The 14,523-nt window shown below is 69.4% G+C and carries 15 protein-coding genes; 12 read left to right on the top strand and 3 right to left on the bottom strand.

Annotation, left to right across the window (positions count from 1 at the left end; all coding sequences use genetic code 11):
- Positions 1-152 precede the first annotated feature (152 nt).
- Complete coding sequence (locus Pph01_RS20815; RefSeq protein WP_239116881.1) at positions 153-1,307, top strand: C40 family peptidase; 1,155 nt, start codon at positions 153-155, stop codon at positions 1,305-1,307.
- 81 nt (positions 1,308-1,388) lie between these two features.
- Here Pph01_RS20815 and Pph01_RS20810 read toward each other — a convergent pair whose 3' ends face one another.
- Positions 1,389-1,910 carry an inorganic diphosphatase gene (locus Pph01_RS20810; RefSeq protein ID WP_204074787.1) on the bottom strand — a complete coding sequence of 174 codons (522 nt, stop codon included), beginning with the start codon at positions 1,908-1,910 and terminating at the stop codon, positions 1,389-1,391.
- A gap of 89 nt (positions 1,911-1,999) precedes the next feature.
- On the opposite strand from Pph01_RS20810, the gene dacB reads away from it, so the two are divergent.
- From dacB to Pph01_RS20755, 11 genes are all read left to right on the top strand, one after another.
- A complete protein-coding gene (dacB, locus tag Pph01_RS20805; protein WP_204074786.1) occupies positions 2,000-3,391 on the top strand; it encodes a D-alanyl-D-alanine carboxypeptidase/D-alanyl-D-alanine endopeptidase in 1,392 nt (463 codons plus the stop codon).
- 76 nt (positions 3,392-3,467) lie between these two features.
- Positions 3,468-4,538, top strand: coding sequence for an Rv3626c family coenzyme F420 biosynthesis-associated protein (locus Pph01_RS20800; protein ID WP_204074785.1), 1,071 nt, complete (start codon positions 3,468-3,470; stop codon positions 4,536-4,538).
- A gap of 189 nt (positions 4,539-4,727) precedes the next feature.
- Positions 4,728-5,708 (top strand): tRNA lysidine(34) synthetase TilS, encoded by a 981-nt coding sequence (gene tilS, locus Pph01_RS20795; protein WP_204074784.1) that lies wholly within the window; start codon positions 4,728-4,730, stop codon positions 5,706-5,708.
- A gap of 12 nt (positions 5,709-5,720) precedes the next feature.
- Positions 5,721-6,278: a hypoxanthine phosphoribosyltransferase gene (hpt, locus tag Pph01_RS20790; protein ID WP_239116880.1), complete on the top strand. Its 558-nt coding sequence runs from the start codon at positions 5,721-5,723 to the stop codon at positions 6,276-6,278.
- Positions 6,279-6,545: 267 nt separating this feature from the next.
- The gene (ftsH, locus tag Pph01_RS20785; protein ID WP_204074783.1) at positions 6,546-8,549 is read left to right on the top strand and encodes an ATP-dependent zinc metalloprotease FtsH; all 2,004 of its coding nucleotides are present in this window, start codon (positions 6,546-6,548) and stop codon (positions 8,547-8,549) included.
- Between the two features lie 2 nt (positions 8,550-8,551).
- The gene (gene folE / locus Pph01_RS20780; RefSeq protein WP_239116879.1) at positions 8,552-9,136 is read left to right on the top strand and encodes a GTP cyclohydrolase I FolE; all 585 of its coding nucleotides are present in this window, start codon (positions 8,552-8,554) and stop codon (positions 9,134-9,136) included.
- Between the two features lie 153 nt (positions 9,137-9,289).
- On the top strand, positions 9,290-10,165 hold the full coding sequence (folP, locus tag Pph01_RS20775; RefSeq protein ID WP_204074782.1) for a dihydropteroate synthase: 876 nt from the start codon (positions 9,290-9,292) through the stop codon (positions 10,163-10,165).
- The gene (locus Pph01_RS20770; RefSeq protein WP_204074781.1) at positions 10,162-10,584 is read left to right on the top strand and encodes a nuclear transport factor 2 family protein; all 423 of its coding nucleotides are present in this window, start codon (positions 10,162-10,164) and stop codon (positions 10,582-10,584) included. Before folP ends, Pph01_RS20770 begins: the two co-directional genes overlap by 4 nt.
- Complete coding sequence (gene folB, locus Pph01_RS20765; protein WP_204074780.1) at positions 10,581-10,970, top strand: dihydroneopterin aldolase; 390 nt, start codon at positions 10,581-10,583, stop codon at positions 10,968-10,970. Before Pph01_RS20770 ends, folB begins: the two co-directional genes overlap by 4 nt.
- A complete protein-coding gene (gene folK / locus Pph01_RS20760; protein WP_204074779.1) occupies positions 10,967-11,467 on the top strand; it encodes a 2-amino-4-hydroxy-6-hydroxymethyldihydropteridine diphosphokinase in 501 nt (166 codons plus the stop codon). The genes folB and folK overlap by 4 nt, the downstream gene beginning before the upstream one ends.
- Positions 11,468-11,480: 13 nt before the next feature.
- Positions 11,481-11,930 carry a DUF3180 domain-containing protein gene (locus tag Pph01_RS20755; RefSeq protein WP_204074778.1) on the top strand — a complete coding sequence of 150 codons (450 nt, stop codon included), beginning with the start codon at positions 11,481-11,483 and terminating at the stop codon, positions 11,928-11,930.
- 7 nt (positions 11,931-11,937) lie between these two features.
- On the opposite strand, the gene Pph01_RS20750 is transcribed toward Pph01_RS20755, so the two are convergent.
- Together Pph01_RS20750 and Pph01_RS20745 are read right to left on the bottom strand one after the other, a co-directional pair.
- Positions 11,938-13,122, bottom strand: a complete 1,185-nt coding sequence (locus Pph01_RS20750) for an NADH-quinone oxidoreductase subunit D (protein ID WP_204074777.1) — start codon at positions 13,120-13,122, stop codon at positions 11,938-11,940.
- 75 nt (positions 13,123-13,197) lie between these two features.
- On the bottom strand, positions 13,198-14,466 hold the full coding sequence (locus Pph01_RS20745; RefSeq protein ID WP_373315679.1) for an aminotransferase class V-fold PLP-dependent enzyme: 1,269 nt from the start codon (positions 14,464-14,466) through the stop codon (positions 13,198-13,200).
- Positions 14,467-14,523 lie beyond the last annotated feature (57 nt).

Genomic DNA, 14,523 nt, shown 5'->3' with positions numbered 1-14,523 from the left:
TCGACCGGGCCCGCTTCCCCGGGGCGACGGCCGACGCCTATACGCCACATGCCGGGCGATCTACCCCATAACCAAATTACTTTCCGTGTTTTAGATGTGTACGGAGAGTAACCAGTGGGAACTGAGGGATGTGGAATTAGGGAAGGGGTAGCATGCCACTCCTCAGAGCGTCGGGCCTGGTCGCAGGCTTGGGTTCAGGAATCGTCCTGACCCTTGGCTGTCCGGCCGCGGCGGATCCGAGACCCTCGGCACATGATGTCGCCGAGGCCCGGCAGCAGGCTCAGGACCGAGCGCATCAGCTGGGCAAGGCCGAGGACGACCTGACCGCCGCGCAGACCCGGCAGGACGATCTCGCGGCCAACGCGGAGCGTCTCGTCGAGGCGTACAACGGTGAGCTCGTCCGGCTCGACAACGCGCGAACTCAGTACGAGCAGGCCGCCGGTCGGCTTCAGCAGGCCGCGGGCCAATATCAGCAGGCTCGCTCCGCCGCGGCCGCGGACGCCGCGCGTTCCTACAGAGACCTGGTCGCCTTTCAGCCGGCCACCGCGATGTTGTCCGCCTCGGGCGGTTTCGGCGCCTATTTGCAGCGGGCCAGCGTGCTCAGCCACCTCGGCAGCGAGCGCGCCGCGACCCTGCAGCAGTTGCGCGACGCCCAGGAGGTCTTCGGGATTCTGCGCGGCCAGGCCGCCGAGGCCTATGAGTCGCAGAAGAAGACGGCAGAGGAGGTGCGGGTGGCGCGGGACGCCGCCCGCGCGTCCGTCGACCAGCAGGTCCAGGAGACCGAGAAGATCAGGCAGCAGAAGATCGCGATCTCACGGCGGCTCGACGCCGCCAGGTCGCGGGTTGAGCGCCTGCGCAGCGCCCGTGCCCAGGCACAGCGCTCACGAGTAGGGCTGCGCGCCGGCCTGGCCGTACCAGGCTGGGCGGGATCGCTGGCCTCGGGCAGAGGCGGGCGCGCGGCGCAATGGGCGCTCAAGCAGCTCGGCAAGCCGTACGTCTGGGCCGCCGACGGACCGTCGAGCTTCGACTGCTCCGGCCTGACCATGCGTGCCTGGCAGCGGGCGGGCATCTCGCTCGACCACTGGACCGGAACGCAGTGGAGCTCCGGCCCGCACGTGCCGGTCAGGGATCTCCGCAGCGGCGACCTGGTGTTCTACGGCCGGCTGAGCAGTTATCCGGGCACGATTCACCACGTCGGGATCTACATCGGCCGCGGGCTGATGGTCCACGCCCCCCAGACGGGGGACGTGGTCCGCATCTCGAGCATCTGGCGTCACGACCTCGTGGGGGCGACCCGGCCGAGATGATCCCGCGCGACCGAGATCACGACTTCAGGCGGCTCGGCGCTCCGGAGTCCGGTGAAAGGCCCAGCGCTTCGAGCCGGCGACTCAGTGCTCCGAGCCCGGGTCCTGCTGCTCCTCGTGGTGTTCTTCCGCGAGGGCCCGCTTGGCGGAGGCCACGATCTCGGCCTCCGCCTCGGTGCGGCCCACCCAGTTCGCGCCCTCGACCGACTTGCCGGGCTCCAGGTCCTTGTAGACCTCGAAGAAGTGCTGGATCTCCAGCCGGTCGAACTCCGCGACGTGGTGGATGTCGCGGATGTGCTCCATGCGGGGATCCGTGGCGGGGACGCACAGAACCTTGTCGTCTCCGCCCTTCTCGTCCGTCATCCGGAACATGCCGACGGCCCGACACTTGATCAGGCACCCGGGGAAGGTCGGCTCCTGCAGAAGCACCAGGGCGTCGAGCGGGTCACCATCCTCACCCAGCGTGTTCTCGATGAACCCGTAGTCGGCGGGGTACTGAGTCGACGTGAAGAGCATGCGGTCAAGGCGGATCCGGCCGGTCTTGTGGTCGACCTCGTATTTGTTCCGTTGCCCCTTGGGAATCTCCACGACAACGTCGAACTCCACTGCGGTTCCTCCGCTCGCGCCCCCGGATTCCCGGGCTGGCGTTAATGTCTCGTATGCGTTTTATGGCTGGGGCGAATTGAGGTCTCGTGGTGCGACGTGAGCGATGGGTGGCGCTGGCCACACTCGCCCTACTGCAGATCTTCGTCGTCGTCGCGGGCAGCTACCTGCTCACCCATGACACCGCCGATAGTCCGGTCTCCATCGCGTCCCCGAAACCGACCCCGACCCCTCTCGTCACCGCGGGTCCGGTTCTGGCCGCGGCGGGGGACGGGGCGCTCCCCGCCAAGGGTACTTTGAGCTCTACCCTCGCCGAAGCGCTGGGTGACCCGGGGCTCGGGAAGAACGTCGGCGGCGTCGTGCTCGACGCGAAGACCGGCGCGACGCTCTTCGACGGCGGTGCGAAGACCCCGGTCACGCCCGCCTCGACGACCAAGGTGGTCACCGCGACGGCGGTGCTCGCCTCCGTCGGCGCCGACGTACGGCTGGCCACCACCGTGGTCATGGGCAAGGCCGCGAACTCGATCACGCTCGTCGGCGGGGGTGACCCCACGCTGGCCGGGCCCAAGACGGTGGCCGACGCGAAGAAATCGAAGACGGACCCGTATCCGAAGCCCGCCTCGCTCACCCAGCTCGCGTCCCGCACGGCCAAGGCGCTCAAGGCCGCGAAGATCGCCTCGGTCGAGCTGTCGTACGACGCGTCCCTGTTCACCGGGCCGATGACCGGTCCGGGATGGAAGCCCAACTACGTGCCGGAGGGCACCGTGGCTCCGGTCGCGGCGCTGACCATCGACGAGGGCCGCTCACTCGCCGGCCCTCGCTTCTCCGATCCGCCGCTCGCCGCCGCCCAGGCCTTCGCCACGCAGCTCCGGAAATCCGGGATCAGGGTCGACGCGCAGATCACTCAGGCCAAGGCCCCTGCCGGCGCCCGGGAACTGGCCAGGGTCGAGTCGGCGCCCATCTACGCGCTGGTCGAGAAGATGCTGACCGAAAGCGACAACGACCTCGCGGAGGCCCTCTCCCGCCAGGTCGCCATCAAGGAGGGGCTGCCGCACACCTTCGTGGGAGAGGCCAAGGCCGTCCACCAGGTTCTGCGGCGGCTCAACGTGGACGAGGGGGTCGAGGTGAACGACGGCAGCGGGCTGTCGACCCGGAACCGCATCACGCCGGCCGCGCTCGCGCGCCTGGTCGCCACGGCGGCCTCCCCGGCGAACCCCGATCTGCACTCTCTGATCAGCGGACTGCCCGTGGCGGGCTTCACCGGCACCCTGGACGACAGGTACGGCAGGAGCGACTCCAAGCCCGGCGCCGGATTGGTCCGCGCGAAGACGGGCACGCTCACCGGCGTGAACACGCTCGCAGGCATCACCTACACCGCCCACGGACGACTGGTGTCCTTCGCGTTCATGGCCGACGAGGTGGCCGACGCCGGTGCGGCCGTCGCAGCCCTGGACAAGATGGCGACGATCGTCGCGCAGAGCTGATGGTGCCTGTTCGCCCCACCCGCGGTCCGAGGTGCTCCTCGCGCGGCGGGAACGAGGAGAACGTACGGTGGTGGGTATGCAGGTGATCGACTGGGATCTGGCCGTAGCGACCGGCGTGCGCCTGGTGCGCCCCGGCCCTCAGGTGACCCGAGAGGAGGCCAGGCAGGCGGTCGCCGACCTGAGGACGCTCTCGCGCGAGGCCGAAGGCCACGTTCGGGAGTTCACCGGGATCGACTCCGCCCCTCCAGAGGAGGCCACCGTCGTCGACCGTCCGGGCTGGATCCGGGCGAACGTCGACGGGTTCCGCGTCGTCCTCGAGCCGCTGACCGACAAGATGTCGAGCATGCCGCCGATCGTCAGCGCGGTCGGCTCGCGGATCACCGGCGTCGAGGTGGGCGCGGTCCTGGCGTTCCTGGCGTCCCGCGTGCTCGGGCAGTACGAGCTGTTCCTCCCGCCGGATCCGTCGGGCAACGCGCCGGCCGGCCGGCTGACGCTGGTCGCGCCCAACATCGTCCACGCGGAGCGTGAACTCGGGGTGTCCCCCCGGGACTTCCGCCTGTGGGTCTGCCTCCATGAGGAGACGCACCGCGTCCAGTTCACCGGAGTCCCCTGGCTGAGGGAGTACGTCCGGAGCCAGATGACCGAGTTCCTCCTCGCGTCCGACATGGACCTCATGACCCTGCTGGAGCGGCTGCGCGCCGCGTCCGACGCGGTGGCCGACGCCTTCAAGGGGGGCGAGGGCAACCTGATCGAGGCCATCCAGACTCCTGAGCAGAAGGCCGTCCTCGACCGGGTGACCGCCGTGATGACCCTGGTCGAGGGGCACGGCGACTACGTCATGGACGCCGTAGGGCCGTCCGTCGTGCCGTCGGTCGCCGACATCCGGGCCAAGTTCCAGCGCCGCCGGGAGGGCGGATCCCGGATCGACCAGCTCATCAGGCGCTTCCTGGGCATCGAGCTCAAGATGAAGCAGTACGCCGAGGGTTCCCGGTTCGTCCGCACCGTCGTCGACGAGGCTGGAATGGCCGGGTTCAACAGGGTCTGGACGTCCCCGGAGACGCTGCCCGACCGGGACGAGATCGCCGAGCCCCGGGCCTGGATGAACCGGGTCCTCGGCACCCACGCCGTAGAACCCGGCCCGGCCTGACCGCCGCACCCGCCGCGGAACCCGGCGGGCGTGACCGCCCGCCGGCCCCGCCGTGATCATGCATGGGTTCGCGATCACGTGATCTGACCTGCGCCGAGTCCTCGCGTGATCATGCGCAGGTTCGTGATCAGGCGGGCCTGCCTGCGCGGATGCGTTCCGTGATCATGCGCGGGTGGACACAATGGGCCTATGGGCCCACATCCCGCCGTCGCCGACGTCCGCCGTGCCGTACGGCTGTCGCTGGGGGACCTCGCGCCCGGCGGGTTGGTGCTGGTCGCCTGCAGCGGCGGCGCAGACTCGCTCGCCCTCGCGGCGGCACTGGGCTTCACCGCGCCGCGGATGGGCCTCAAGGCCGGGCTCGTGACCGTCGACCACGGCCTCCAGGACGGGTCGGCCGCCCGCGCGCTCGATGTCGTACGGCTCGCGCCCTCGCTGGACCTCGAGCCCGCCGAGGCCCTGACGGTCATCGTGGGCAGGGCCGGGGGGCCTGAGGCCGCGGCCCGGGACGCCCGTTATGAGGCCCTCTCGGAGGCCGCTCACCGACTCGGGGCCGTGGCTGTGCTCCTCGGCCACACGATGAACGATCAGGCCGAGACCGTGCTTCTGCGCCTCGCACGGGGCAGCGGCAGCCGATCCCTGTCCGGAATGCCCGAGGTTTCCGGCATCTATCGCCGGCCGCTGCTGGGCCTGAGCCGTACGAGGACCCAGGAGGCCTGTGCGGCTCTGGGCCTGCGGCCGTGGGACGACCCGCACAACACCGACCCCGCCTACACCAGGGTCAGGGTCCGGCACGACGTGCTTCCGGCGCTCGAGACGGCGCTGGGCCCCGGAGTGGCCGAGGCCCTCGCCCGTACGGCACGGCTGTGCCGGGACGACGCGGACGCCCTCGACGCGTGGGCCGACGCGGTCTACGAGGCGTCGGCCGGGCCCGACGGGTCCCTGAAGGTGTCCGCGCTGGAGGAGGTGCCGGCGGCGGTGCGGCGCCGGGTGATCCGGCGGGCGGCGGTGTCGGCCGGCGCGTCCGCCTCGGCGTTGGGCGCGGTCCACATCGCGGAGGTGGAGCGCCTGGTCACCGAATGGCGAGGCCAGAAGGCCGTTCACCTACCCGGGGGGGTGGGCGCCGTCCGGCGCTATGGGACGCTGATATTCGCCACAGACAACCTCTCGTAAGGAAAACCCCAGGTGGACGCAGCCGACATGGGCCAGGACCTCTCGAGTGTCCTGATTCCGGAAGAAGATCTCCAAGCCAAGATCAAGGAGTTGGCGGGGAAGATCGACGCCGACTATGCCGGGAAGGACCTGCTGATAGTCGGCGTGCTCAAGGGTGCCGTCATGGTCATGGCCGACCTCGCGCGGGCCTTGCACGTCGCTGTGCACATGGACTGGATGGCCGTTTCGTCCTATGGGGCGGGCACCAAGTCGTCCGGCGTGGTGCGGGTGCTCAAGGACCTCGACACCGACATCGCCGGCCGCCACGTGCTGGTCGTGGAGGACATCATCGACTCCGGCCTGACGCTGTCGTGGCTCATGAACAACTTGAAGTCGCGTAACCCTGCCTCGGTTGAAATCTGCACTCTTCTCCGCAAACCGGACGCGGTAAAAGTGCCCATCGACGTGCGATACGTCGGCTTTGACATCCCGAACGAGTTCGTGATCGGTTTCGGCCTCGATTACGACGAGCGATACCGTAACTTGCCCTTCATCGGGACGCTTGCGCCTCACGTCTACGGGGGCGAGTAAGCCCTGAGCGAAGTGCCCTTCCAGTCGGGCGTTATTCGCTCCCAGGTAGGGGAACACGGGAACGGCTGACGTACGTTGGAAGGGCAAGCCGGAATCGCACGGGCAGTTACCGCCTGGGGCGGCCCGGTGTACCTTCGGAGATCCGTGGGAAGCCAGTAGGTTACCTGCGGGTAGTCAGAAGGAGCGGCAAGGGATGCCGCGACCCCGGGTCTTCCCGGGGCCAGGCCTTGGTCAGGAAGGGACGGGCCCGCCGGGGTTCCGCAACGGATGGATCTCAAGCGATTTACACGTGGGCCACTGCTGTGGATCCTGGGCATCGTCGTGCTGCTCCTGCTTGTCACCACGATGTTCAACGGTGGCGGCAACTACACGACTGCTGACACGTCAACCGTCGTCCAGCAGATCACGCAGGGCAACGTCAAGAACGCGACCGTGGTCGACAAGGACCAGCGCGTCGAGCTCACCCTGAACAAGCCGATCGAGGTCGCGGGCAAGTCGACCGACCGCATCCAGGCGCCGTGGGTCGAGGGCCAGGGCGTCAAGCTGACCGACGCGCTGCAGGCGGCCAACCCGCCCAAGGGGTGGACGGCCGAGGTGCCCAGGGAGAACTTCCTGGTCAGCCTGCTGGTCAGCTTCCTGCCGATCATCATCATCGTCCTGATCTTCCTGTTCATCATGAACCAGATGCAGGGCGGCGGCTCCCGGGTGATGAACTTCGGCAAGTCCCGCGCGAAACTGATCACCAAGGACACGCCCAAGACGACGTTCGCCGACGTGGCGGGCGCGGACGAGGCCATCGAGGAGCTTCAGGAGATCAAGGAGTTCCTCCAGGCTCCGGCGAAGTTCCAGGCCATCGGCGCCAAGATCCCCAAGGGCGTCCTCCTGTACGGCCCGCCCGGAACCGGTAAGACGCTGCTCGCCAGGGCCGTCGCCGGTGAGGCCGGCGTGCCGTTCTACTCGATCTCCGGCTCCGACTTCGTCGAGATGTTCGTGGGTGTCGGCGCCTCCCGCGTCCGCGACCTGTTCGAGCAGGCCAAGGCGAACGCTCCGGCGATCATCTTCATCGACGAGATCGACGCCGTCGGCCGCCACCGCGGCGCCGGCCTCGGCGGCGGTCACGACGAGCGCGAGCAGACGCTGAACCAGCTGCTCGTCGAGATGGACGGATTCGACGTGAAGGGCGGCGTGATCCTCATCGCCGCCACCAACCGTCCCGACATCCTCGACCCCGCGCTGCTGCGTCCCGGCCGCTTCGACCGCCAGGTCGTGATCGACCGGCCCGACCTCGAGGGCCGCAAGGGCATCCTCCGGGTCCACGGCCGCGGCAAGCCGTTCGCCTCGGACGTCGACCTCGACGTGATCGCCCGCCGTACGCCCGGCTTCACCGGCGCCGACCTGGCCAACGTGATCAACGAGGCGGCCCTGCTGACCGCACGTCAGGACCAGAAGCTCATCACGATGAGCACCCTCGAGGAGTCCATCGACCGTGTGATGGCCGGTCCCGAGCGCAAGTCGCGCGTCATGTCGGACCAGGAGAAGAAGATCATCGCTTACCACGAGGGCGGCCACGCCCTGGTGGCCCACGCGCTGCCCAACTCCGACCCGGTCCACAAGATCACGATCCTGTCCCGCGGCCGCGCTCTCGGTTACACGATGACGCTGCCGATGGAGGACAAGTTCCTGGCGACCAGGTCCGAGATGATGGACCAGCTCGCGATGCTGCTCGGCGGTCGCACCGCGGAGGAGCTCGTCTTCCACGAGCCCACCACCGGCGCGTCCAACGACATCGAGAAGGCGACCTCGATCGCCCGTCGCATGACCACCGAGTACGGCATGAGCGAGAAGCTCGGCGCCCGTAAGTTCGGCAGTGGCAACGGCGAGGTCTTCCTCGGCCGCGAGATGGGCCACGAGCGGGACTACTCCGAGCAGATCGCCTCGACCATCGACGAGGAGGTGCGCCGCCTCATCGAGACGGCGCACGACCAGGCCTGGGAGATCCTCGTCCAGTACCGCGACGTGCTGGACAACCTGGTCCTCGAACTCATGGAGAAGGAGACGCTCTCCCGCGACCAGGTCCTGGAGATCTTCTCGCCGGTCGTGACCAAGGAGAAGCGCCCCTCGTACGCCGGTTACGGCAAGCGGCTCCCGTCCGACCGTCCTCCGGTCATCACGCCGAAGGAGCGGGCGAACGGCAACGGGGCCGCGTTGCCCGCCGGCAGCCCGGCCGCTTACACGCAGGACCAGGCGACGACCCAGCGGGACGAGGCCTGACAGTGGTGCCACCAGTTCCGCAGTTCGACCACGGCCGGATCGAGAAGGCCGTTCGCGAGATCCTTTCTGCGATCGGCGAAGATCCTGACCGGGACGGGCTGCGGGACACCCCCGCCCGCGTGGCCCGTGCCTACGCGGAACAGTTCGCCGGTCTCGGACAGACGCCGGAGGACGCGCTGACCACGATGTTCGACGCCGACCACGACGAGATGGTGCTGGTGAAGGACATCGAGGTCATGTCCACCTGCGAGCACCACCTCCTCCCGTTCCACGGCGTCGCGCACATCGGCTACACGCCCAACGAGAAGGGGCAGATCACCGGCTTATCCAAGCTGGCCAGGCTGGTGGACGTGTACGCACGCCGCCCCCAGGTCCAGGAGCGGATGACGTCGCAGATCGCCGACGCGCTGATGCGCGTGCTCGAGCCGCGCGGGGCGATCGTGGTCATCGAGGCCGAGCACATGTGCATGACGATGCGCGGCGTCCGCAAGCCGGGAGCGAAGACGATCACCTCGGCCGTCAGGGGTGACTTCCGCTCGAGTGAGGCGACGCGCGCGGAGGCGATGTCGCTGATCCTCCGCGGCTGACCGCGGCGGGACCCGATTCGTTATGGCGGTGGGCGCACCCATGCGACTGATCGCGACCTGGCAGCACCTAGGCTTGGTTGCGAGCGAAGCGAGTGGGCCTTCCGACACCGGGGCCACGGTCATTCGCCGACGAGCCCCGGGCGAGGAGGGGGAATGACCACACGACATGTGCGCGGCATGCCCGCGCCCGGGCGGTGCCTGGTCATGGGCGTGGTCAACGTGACACCTGACTCGTTCTCCGACGGCGGCCAGTGGTTCGACGTGGACACCGCGATCAGGCACGGCCTCGACCTCGTCAGGGAAGGCGCCGACCTCGTCGACGTGGGCGGGGAGTCGACTCGCCCCGGCGCCATCCGGGTGTCGCTGGAGGAGGAGCTGCGCAGGGTCGAGCCCGTGATCCGCACCCTCACCGAGGAGGGCGTGACGGTCAGCGTCGACACCATGCGCGCGGAGGTCGCGGAGGCGGCCGTCGAGGCCGGGGCGAAGCTGGTCAACGACGTCAGCGGTGGCCTGGCCGACCCCGTGATGCCCCGTGTGGTGGCCGCGACGGGCGTGCCCTATGTGGTGATGCACTGGCGTGGGCACAGCCGTGACATGGACAGCAGGGCCATCTACGCCGACGTGGTGACCGAGGTGGCCGAGGAACTGCGCAAGCGGGTCGACTCGGTGCTCGCCGAGGGGGTCCGCGAGGAGCAGATCGTCCTTGATCCTGGTCTGGGTTTCTCCAAGCACGCCGAGCACAACTGGGCTCTTCTCGCCGGCATCGGCACACTGAACGAGCTGGGTTACCCTCTGATCATCGGCGCGTCCAGGAAACGTTTCCTCGGGCGCCTGCTCTCGGACGCGGACGGCACGCCCAGGCCGTTCAGCCGCAGTGACGACGCGACCCTCGCCGTCACCGCGCTGGCCGCCCAGGCCGGTGCCTGGTGCGTCCGGGTGCATCACGTCGCGGCCAACGCCGACGCCGTGCGTGTGGCCGCCGCCTGGACGGCGGCCGGCGATGGACATGCCGACAAAGGACGCGGATGAAGGACATCGAGGAGCTCAACGAGGCGTTCTACAACGCGATCGAGAGCGCCGACCTCGACAAGATGTCGGAGATATGGGTGGAGGACGCGGCCGACCGGGTCGCGATGTGCGTCCACCCCGGCTGGCCGATGCTCAGCGGCCGCTCAGAGGTGCTCAGGTCATGGGCGCTGATCATGGCGAACACGCCGTACATCCAGTTCGTGCTCACCGACGTCCAGACCACGGTCGTGGGCGACGTCGCCATCGTCACGTGCGCGGAGAACATCCTCACGGCGGCCGACACCGAGGAGCCGGGCTTCGCCGCCGGACGGGTGGTGGCCACGAACACGTTCCTGCGGACTCCTGCGGGCTGGCGGCTCTGGCTGCACCACGGATCGCCCGTGCTCCAGGGTGACGACGACGAGGAAGAAGAATCATGAGCGCGTCGACGGGCCGCGGGGCCCAGACGGACAGTGTGCGCCTCGTCGGGCTCAGGGCGCGTGGGCGGCACGGCTGCCTTCCCGCGGAGCGGGAGCTCGGCCAGGAGTTCGTCGTGGACGTGACCCTGTTCCTCGACACGGCTCCCGCCGCCGCGGGCGACGACCTGACCAAGACCGTCGACTACGGCGCGCTGGCCCTCCAGCTCGTCCGCACGGTCGAGGGTGAGCCGGTCAACCTGATCGAGACCCTCGCCGACCGGCTGTCGTCGGTCTGCCTGGCCTACGACCTGGTCGATGAGGTGGAGATCAGCGTGCACAAGCCGGCGGCACCCATCCCGCTGCCGTTCGGCGACGTGGTGGTGACCATCAGAAGGGCTCGCGGATGAGGGTCGTCCTGTCGCTCGGCAGCAATCTCGGCCGCCGGATCGACTACCTCCAGGGCGCGCTGGACGCCCTCTTCGACGCCCCCGGGCTCACGTTCGTGGCGGTTTCGCCTGTCTACGAGACGGATCCGGTGGGCGGACCCGAACAGGACGCCTACCTGAACGCCGTCGTGATCGCCGAAAGCACACTGGCTCCTCGCGTGCTCCTCGACCGGGCCAACAGCATCGAGAAGGCCTTCGGCCGTGAACGGCTCGAACGCTGGGGGCCGAGGACGCTCGACGTCGACCTGATCATGGTGGGTGGCGTGGTGTCCGACGACCCGGAGCTCACCCTTCCGCACCCCCGGGCGCACGAGAGGGCGTTCGTGCTGATCCCCTGGGCGCAGGCCGACCCCGCGGCGGACCTTCCGGGTCACGGGCCCGTCTCGGCGTTGCTCGCCGGCCTCGACCACAGTGGTGTGCGGCTACGCGCCGATCTCTCCCTCGAACCCCCTGTCTGACGAGGAGCCCTGCGTGAAGCCCTCCAATCCCGGCGTGCTCGTGGGCCTGATCATCGTGTTCGCCCTGGCCACCTGGGGAGTACTGCAGGAGCTCTACTCGGAGATTCCGACGGTTCCGTGGACGGCCATTCCCACGCTGCTGCTCCTCGCGATCGGCGAGGCGTACACGGGCTGGCTGACGCGCGCCAGGATCCTCCGCAAGCCGGACACCAAGCCGGTCGAACCGCTGGCGGTCGCTCGGCTGGCGGCGCTCGCGAAGGCGACGGCCTACGCGGGAGCGGTCTTCGGCGGGATCTTCGCCGGGTTCGTCCTGCGCGTGCTGAACCTGCTCGATCTGCCGAAGCCGCGTCAGGACGTGATCGTGGCCGGCGGCTCGTTCCTCGCCTGCGTGGCCCTGATCTGCGCCGCGCTCTTCCTCGAGTACTGCTGCCGGGTCCCCGGCAAGCCCGAGGACGAGGAGTGACGGCGGCCTACTTGTCGATGTCGCCGACGACGAAGAACATCGAGCCCAGGATCGCCACCATGTCGGCGACCAGGTTGCCGGGCAGCAGCTCGCGCAGGACCTGAATGTTGTTGAAGGACGCGCTGCGGAGCTTGAGCCGCCAGGGCGTCTTCTCTCCCCGGGACACGAGGTAGTAGCCGTTGAGGCCGAGGGGACTCTCCGTCCAGGCGTAGGTATGACCCTCAGGGGCCTTCAGGATCTTGGGCAGCCGCTGGTTGATCGGCCCCGGGGGCAGGTGCCGCAGCCTCTCGACGCACGCGTCGGCGAGGTCCAGGGAGACCTTGACCTGCTCGAGGAGCACCTGGAAGCGGGCGTTGCAGTCGCCGGCAGAGCGGGTCACGACCTTGACCGGCAGCTCGCCGTACGCCAGATAGGGCTCGTCGCGCCGCAGGTCGAAGTCGACTCCGGACGCTCGGGCGATCGGGCCGCTCACGCCGTACTGCATGATCGTTTCTCGGTCGAGCACGCCGACGCCCCTGGTCCTGGCCAGGAAGATCTCGTTGCCGGCGATCAGCTTCTCGATGTCGGGCAGGCGGCGGCGGACGTCGGCGACGGCCCCGGACGCCCGGTCGAGCCAGCCGTACGGAAGGTCCTCCTTGAGGCCGCCCACGCGGTTGAACATGTAGTGCATGCGGCCGCCGGAGATCTCCTCCATGACGTGCTGCAGGGTCTCCCGCTCACGGAAGGCGTAGAAGAGCGGAGTGATCGCGCCCAGCTCCAGGGGATAGGAGCCGAGGAACATGAGGTGGTTGAGCACCCGGTTGAGCTCGGCGAGCAGCGTGCGCGCCCAGACCGCCCGCTGCGGCACCTCCATGCCGAGCATGCGCTCCACCGCGATCACGACGCCGAGCTCGTTCGCGAACGCCGACAGCCAGTCGTGCCGGTTGGCCAGCACGATGATCTGCCGGTAGTCGCGCACCTCGAAGAGCTTCTCCGCGCCCCGGTGCATGTAGCCGATGATGGGCTCGGCCGTCACGATCCGTTCGCCGTCCAGCGTGAGCCGCAGCCGTAGCACGCCGTGGGTGGACGGGTGCTGCGGGCCGATGTTGAGGACCATGTCCTCGGTGGCCAGCTCCCTCCCCTGGACGGCTCCCGCTCCCGCGCCGATCCCGACGACGCGTTCCCGGAGGCTGCTCTCGGGCTCTTCCGTCATACGGCCCATGCTCCCACGCCTGTACGGCCTCGCGAAGAGCGTGAACCCCTGCGAAGCCGTACGGACGTGAACAAGTCAGGCCTTGACCAGGCTCCGCAGCGCTTCGACCAGGCGATCGACGTGCTCCTCGGTCGAGCCGATGCCGATCGACGCGCGCACCGCGCTCGCCGTGTCGTCGTCGCAACCGCCGTCCGCGGTGCCGAGAAGGTGCCGGACGAACGGGTGGGCGCAGAACTTGCCGTCCCGGACCCCGATGCCGTGCTCCGACGACAGGAACTCGGCCACGTCCCGCGCGGAGTGGCCCTCGACCACGAAGGACACGATGCCCACCCGCGGATGGTCCGGACTCCACAGCGAGAGCTCCCGGACGCCCGCGATCCCGGCGATCCCCTCGCGCAGGCGGGCCACGAGGCGCTCCTCCTCACGCACGAGATCCGCCCATCCGGTGGCGCTCAGGGCGTCGCAGGCGGCGGCGAGGGCGATCGCGCCGAGAACGTTGGGGGTGCCCGCCTCGTGCCTGGCCTCGGGGTCGTCGCTCCACTCCACGACGTCCGTGACCGACTTCACCGCGCCGCCGCCCCGCAGGTACGGCAGGGCCTGCCCGAGCCAGTCCGCCCGGCCGATCAGGGCGCCCGCGCCGAAGGGGGCGTAGAGCTTGTGCCCGGAGAAGGCGACGTAGTCGAGGTCGAGCGCCGTCAGGTTGAGCCGCCGGTGGGGGACGAGCTGCGCGGCGTCCACCGCGATCCTGGCGCCGTGGCGGTGGGCGATGTGGGCCAGACCCGCGATCGGCCACAGTTCGCCGGTCACGTTCGAGGCCGCCGTGACGACGAGCAGCGCGGGGCCGTCGATCTGGGACAGCGCCTCGTCGGCCGCCCGGATCGCCTCGCCGGGGAAGGCGGGCGGCGCCAGCCGTACGACCTGGGGCCAGGGGAGAAGCGAGGCGTGGTGCTCGGAGTCGAAGACCACGACTGTGGCGCCCTCCGGCAGGGCGCGGGCGAGCAGGTTCATCGCGTCCGTCGTGTTGCGGGTGAAGACGAGCGCGTCGTCGGGGCGGGCACCGGCGAAGGCCTTCACGGTGTGCCTGGCCTGCTCGTACCGGGCGGTGGTGAGCTGGGAGGCGTAGCCGGCGCCGCGGTGGACGCTGGAGTAGGCCGGGAGCGCGGCGGCGACCGCGGCGTTCACGGCCTCCAGACAGGGCGCGCTCGCGGCGTAGTCGAGGTTCGCGTACGACACGAGCCGACCGCCCTTGACGGGCACCTGGAGGTCGGAGCCGAGCACGACGGGGATGTGGGCGTCCCGGGAGAGCGTGGCGGCGGGGGAATCGACGGAAGCGGAACGGCTCAGAACGGACAAGGTCGACAACGCCGGACTCCTTGAGGTCATGGGACCCCGACCATGGCG

Source organism: Planotetraspora phitsanulokensis (assembly GCF_016863295.1).
Taxonomy (GTDB): Bacteria; Actinomycetota; Actinomycetes; order Streptosporangiales; family Streptosporangiaceae; genus Planotetraspora; species Planotetraspora phitsanulokensis.
The sequence above is the reverse complement of the archived record's forward strand: the minus strand, read 5'-3'. Positions and strand labels throughout refer to the sequence as shown.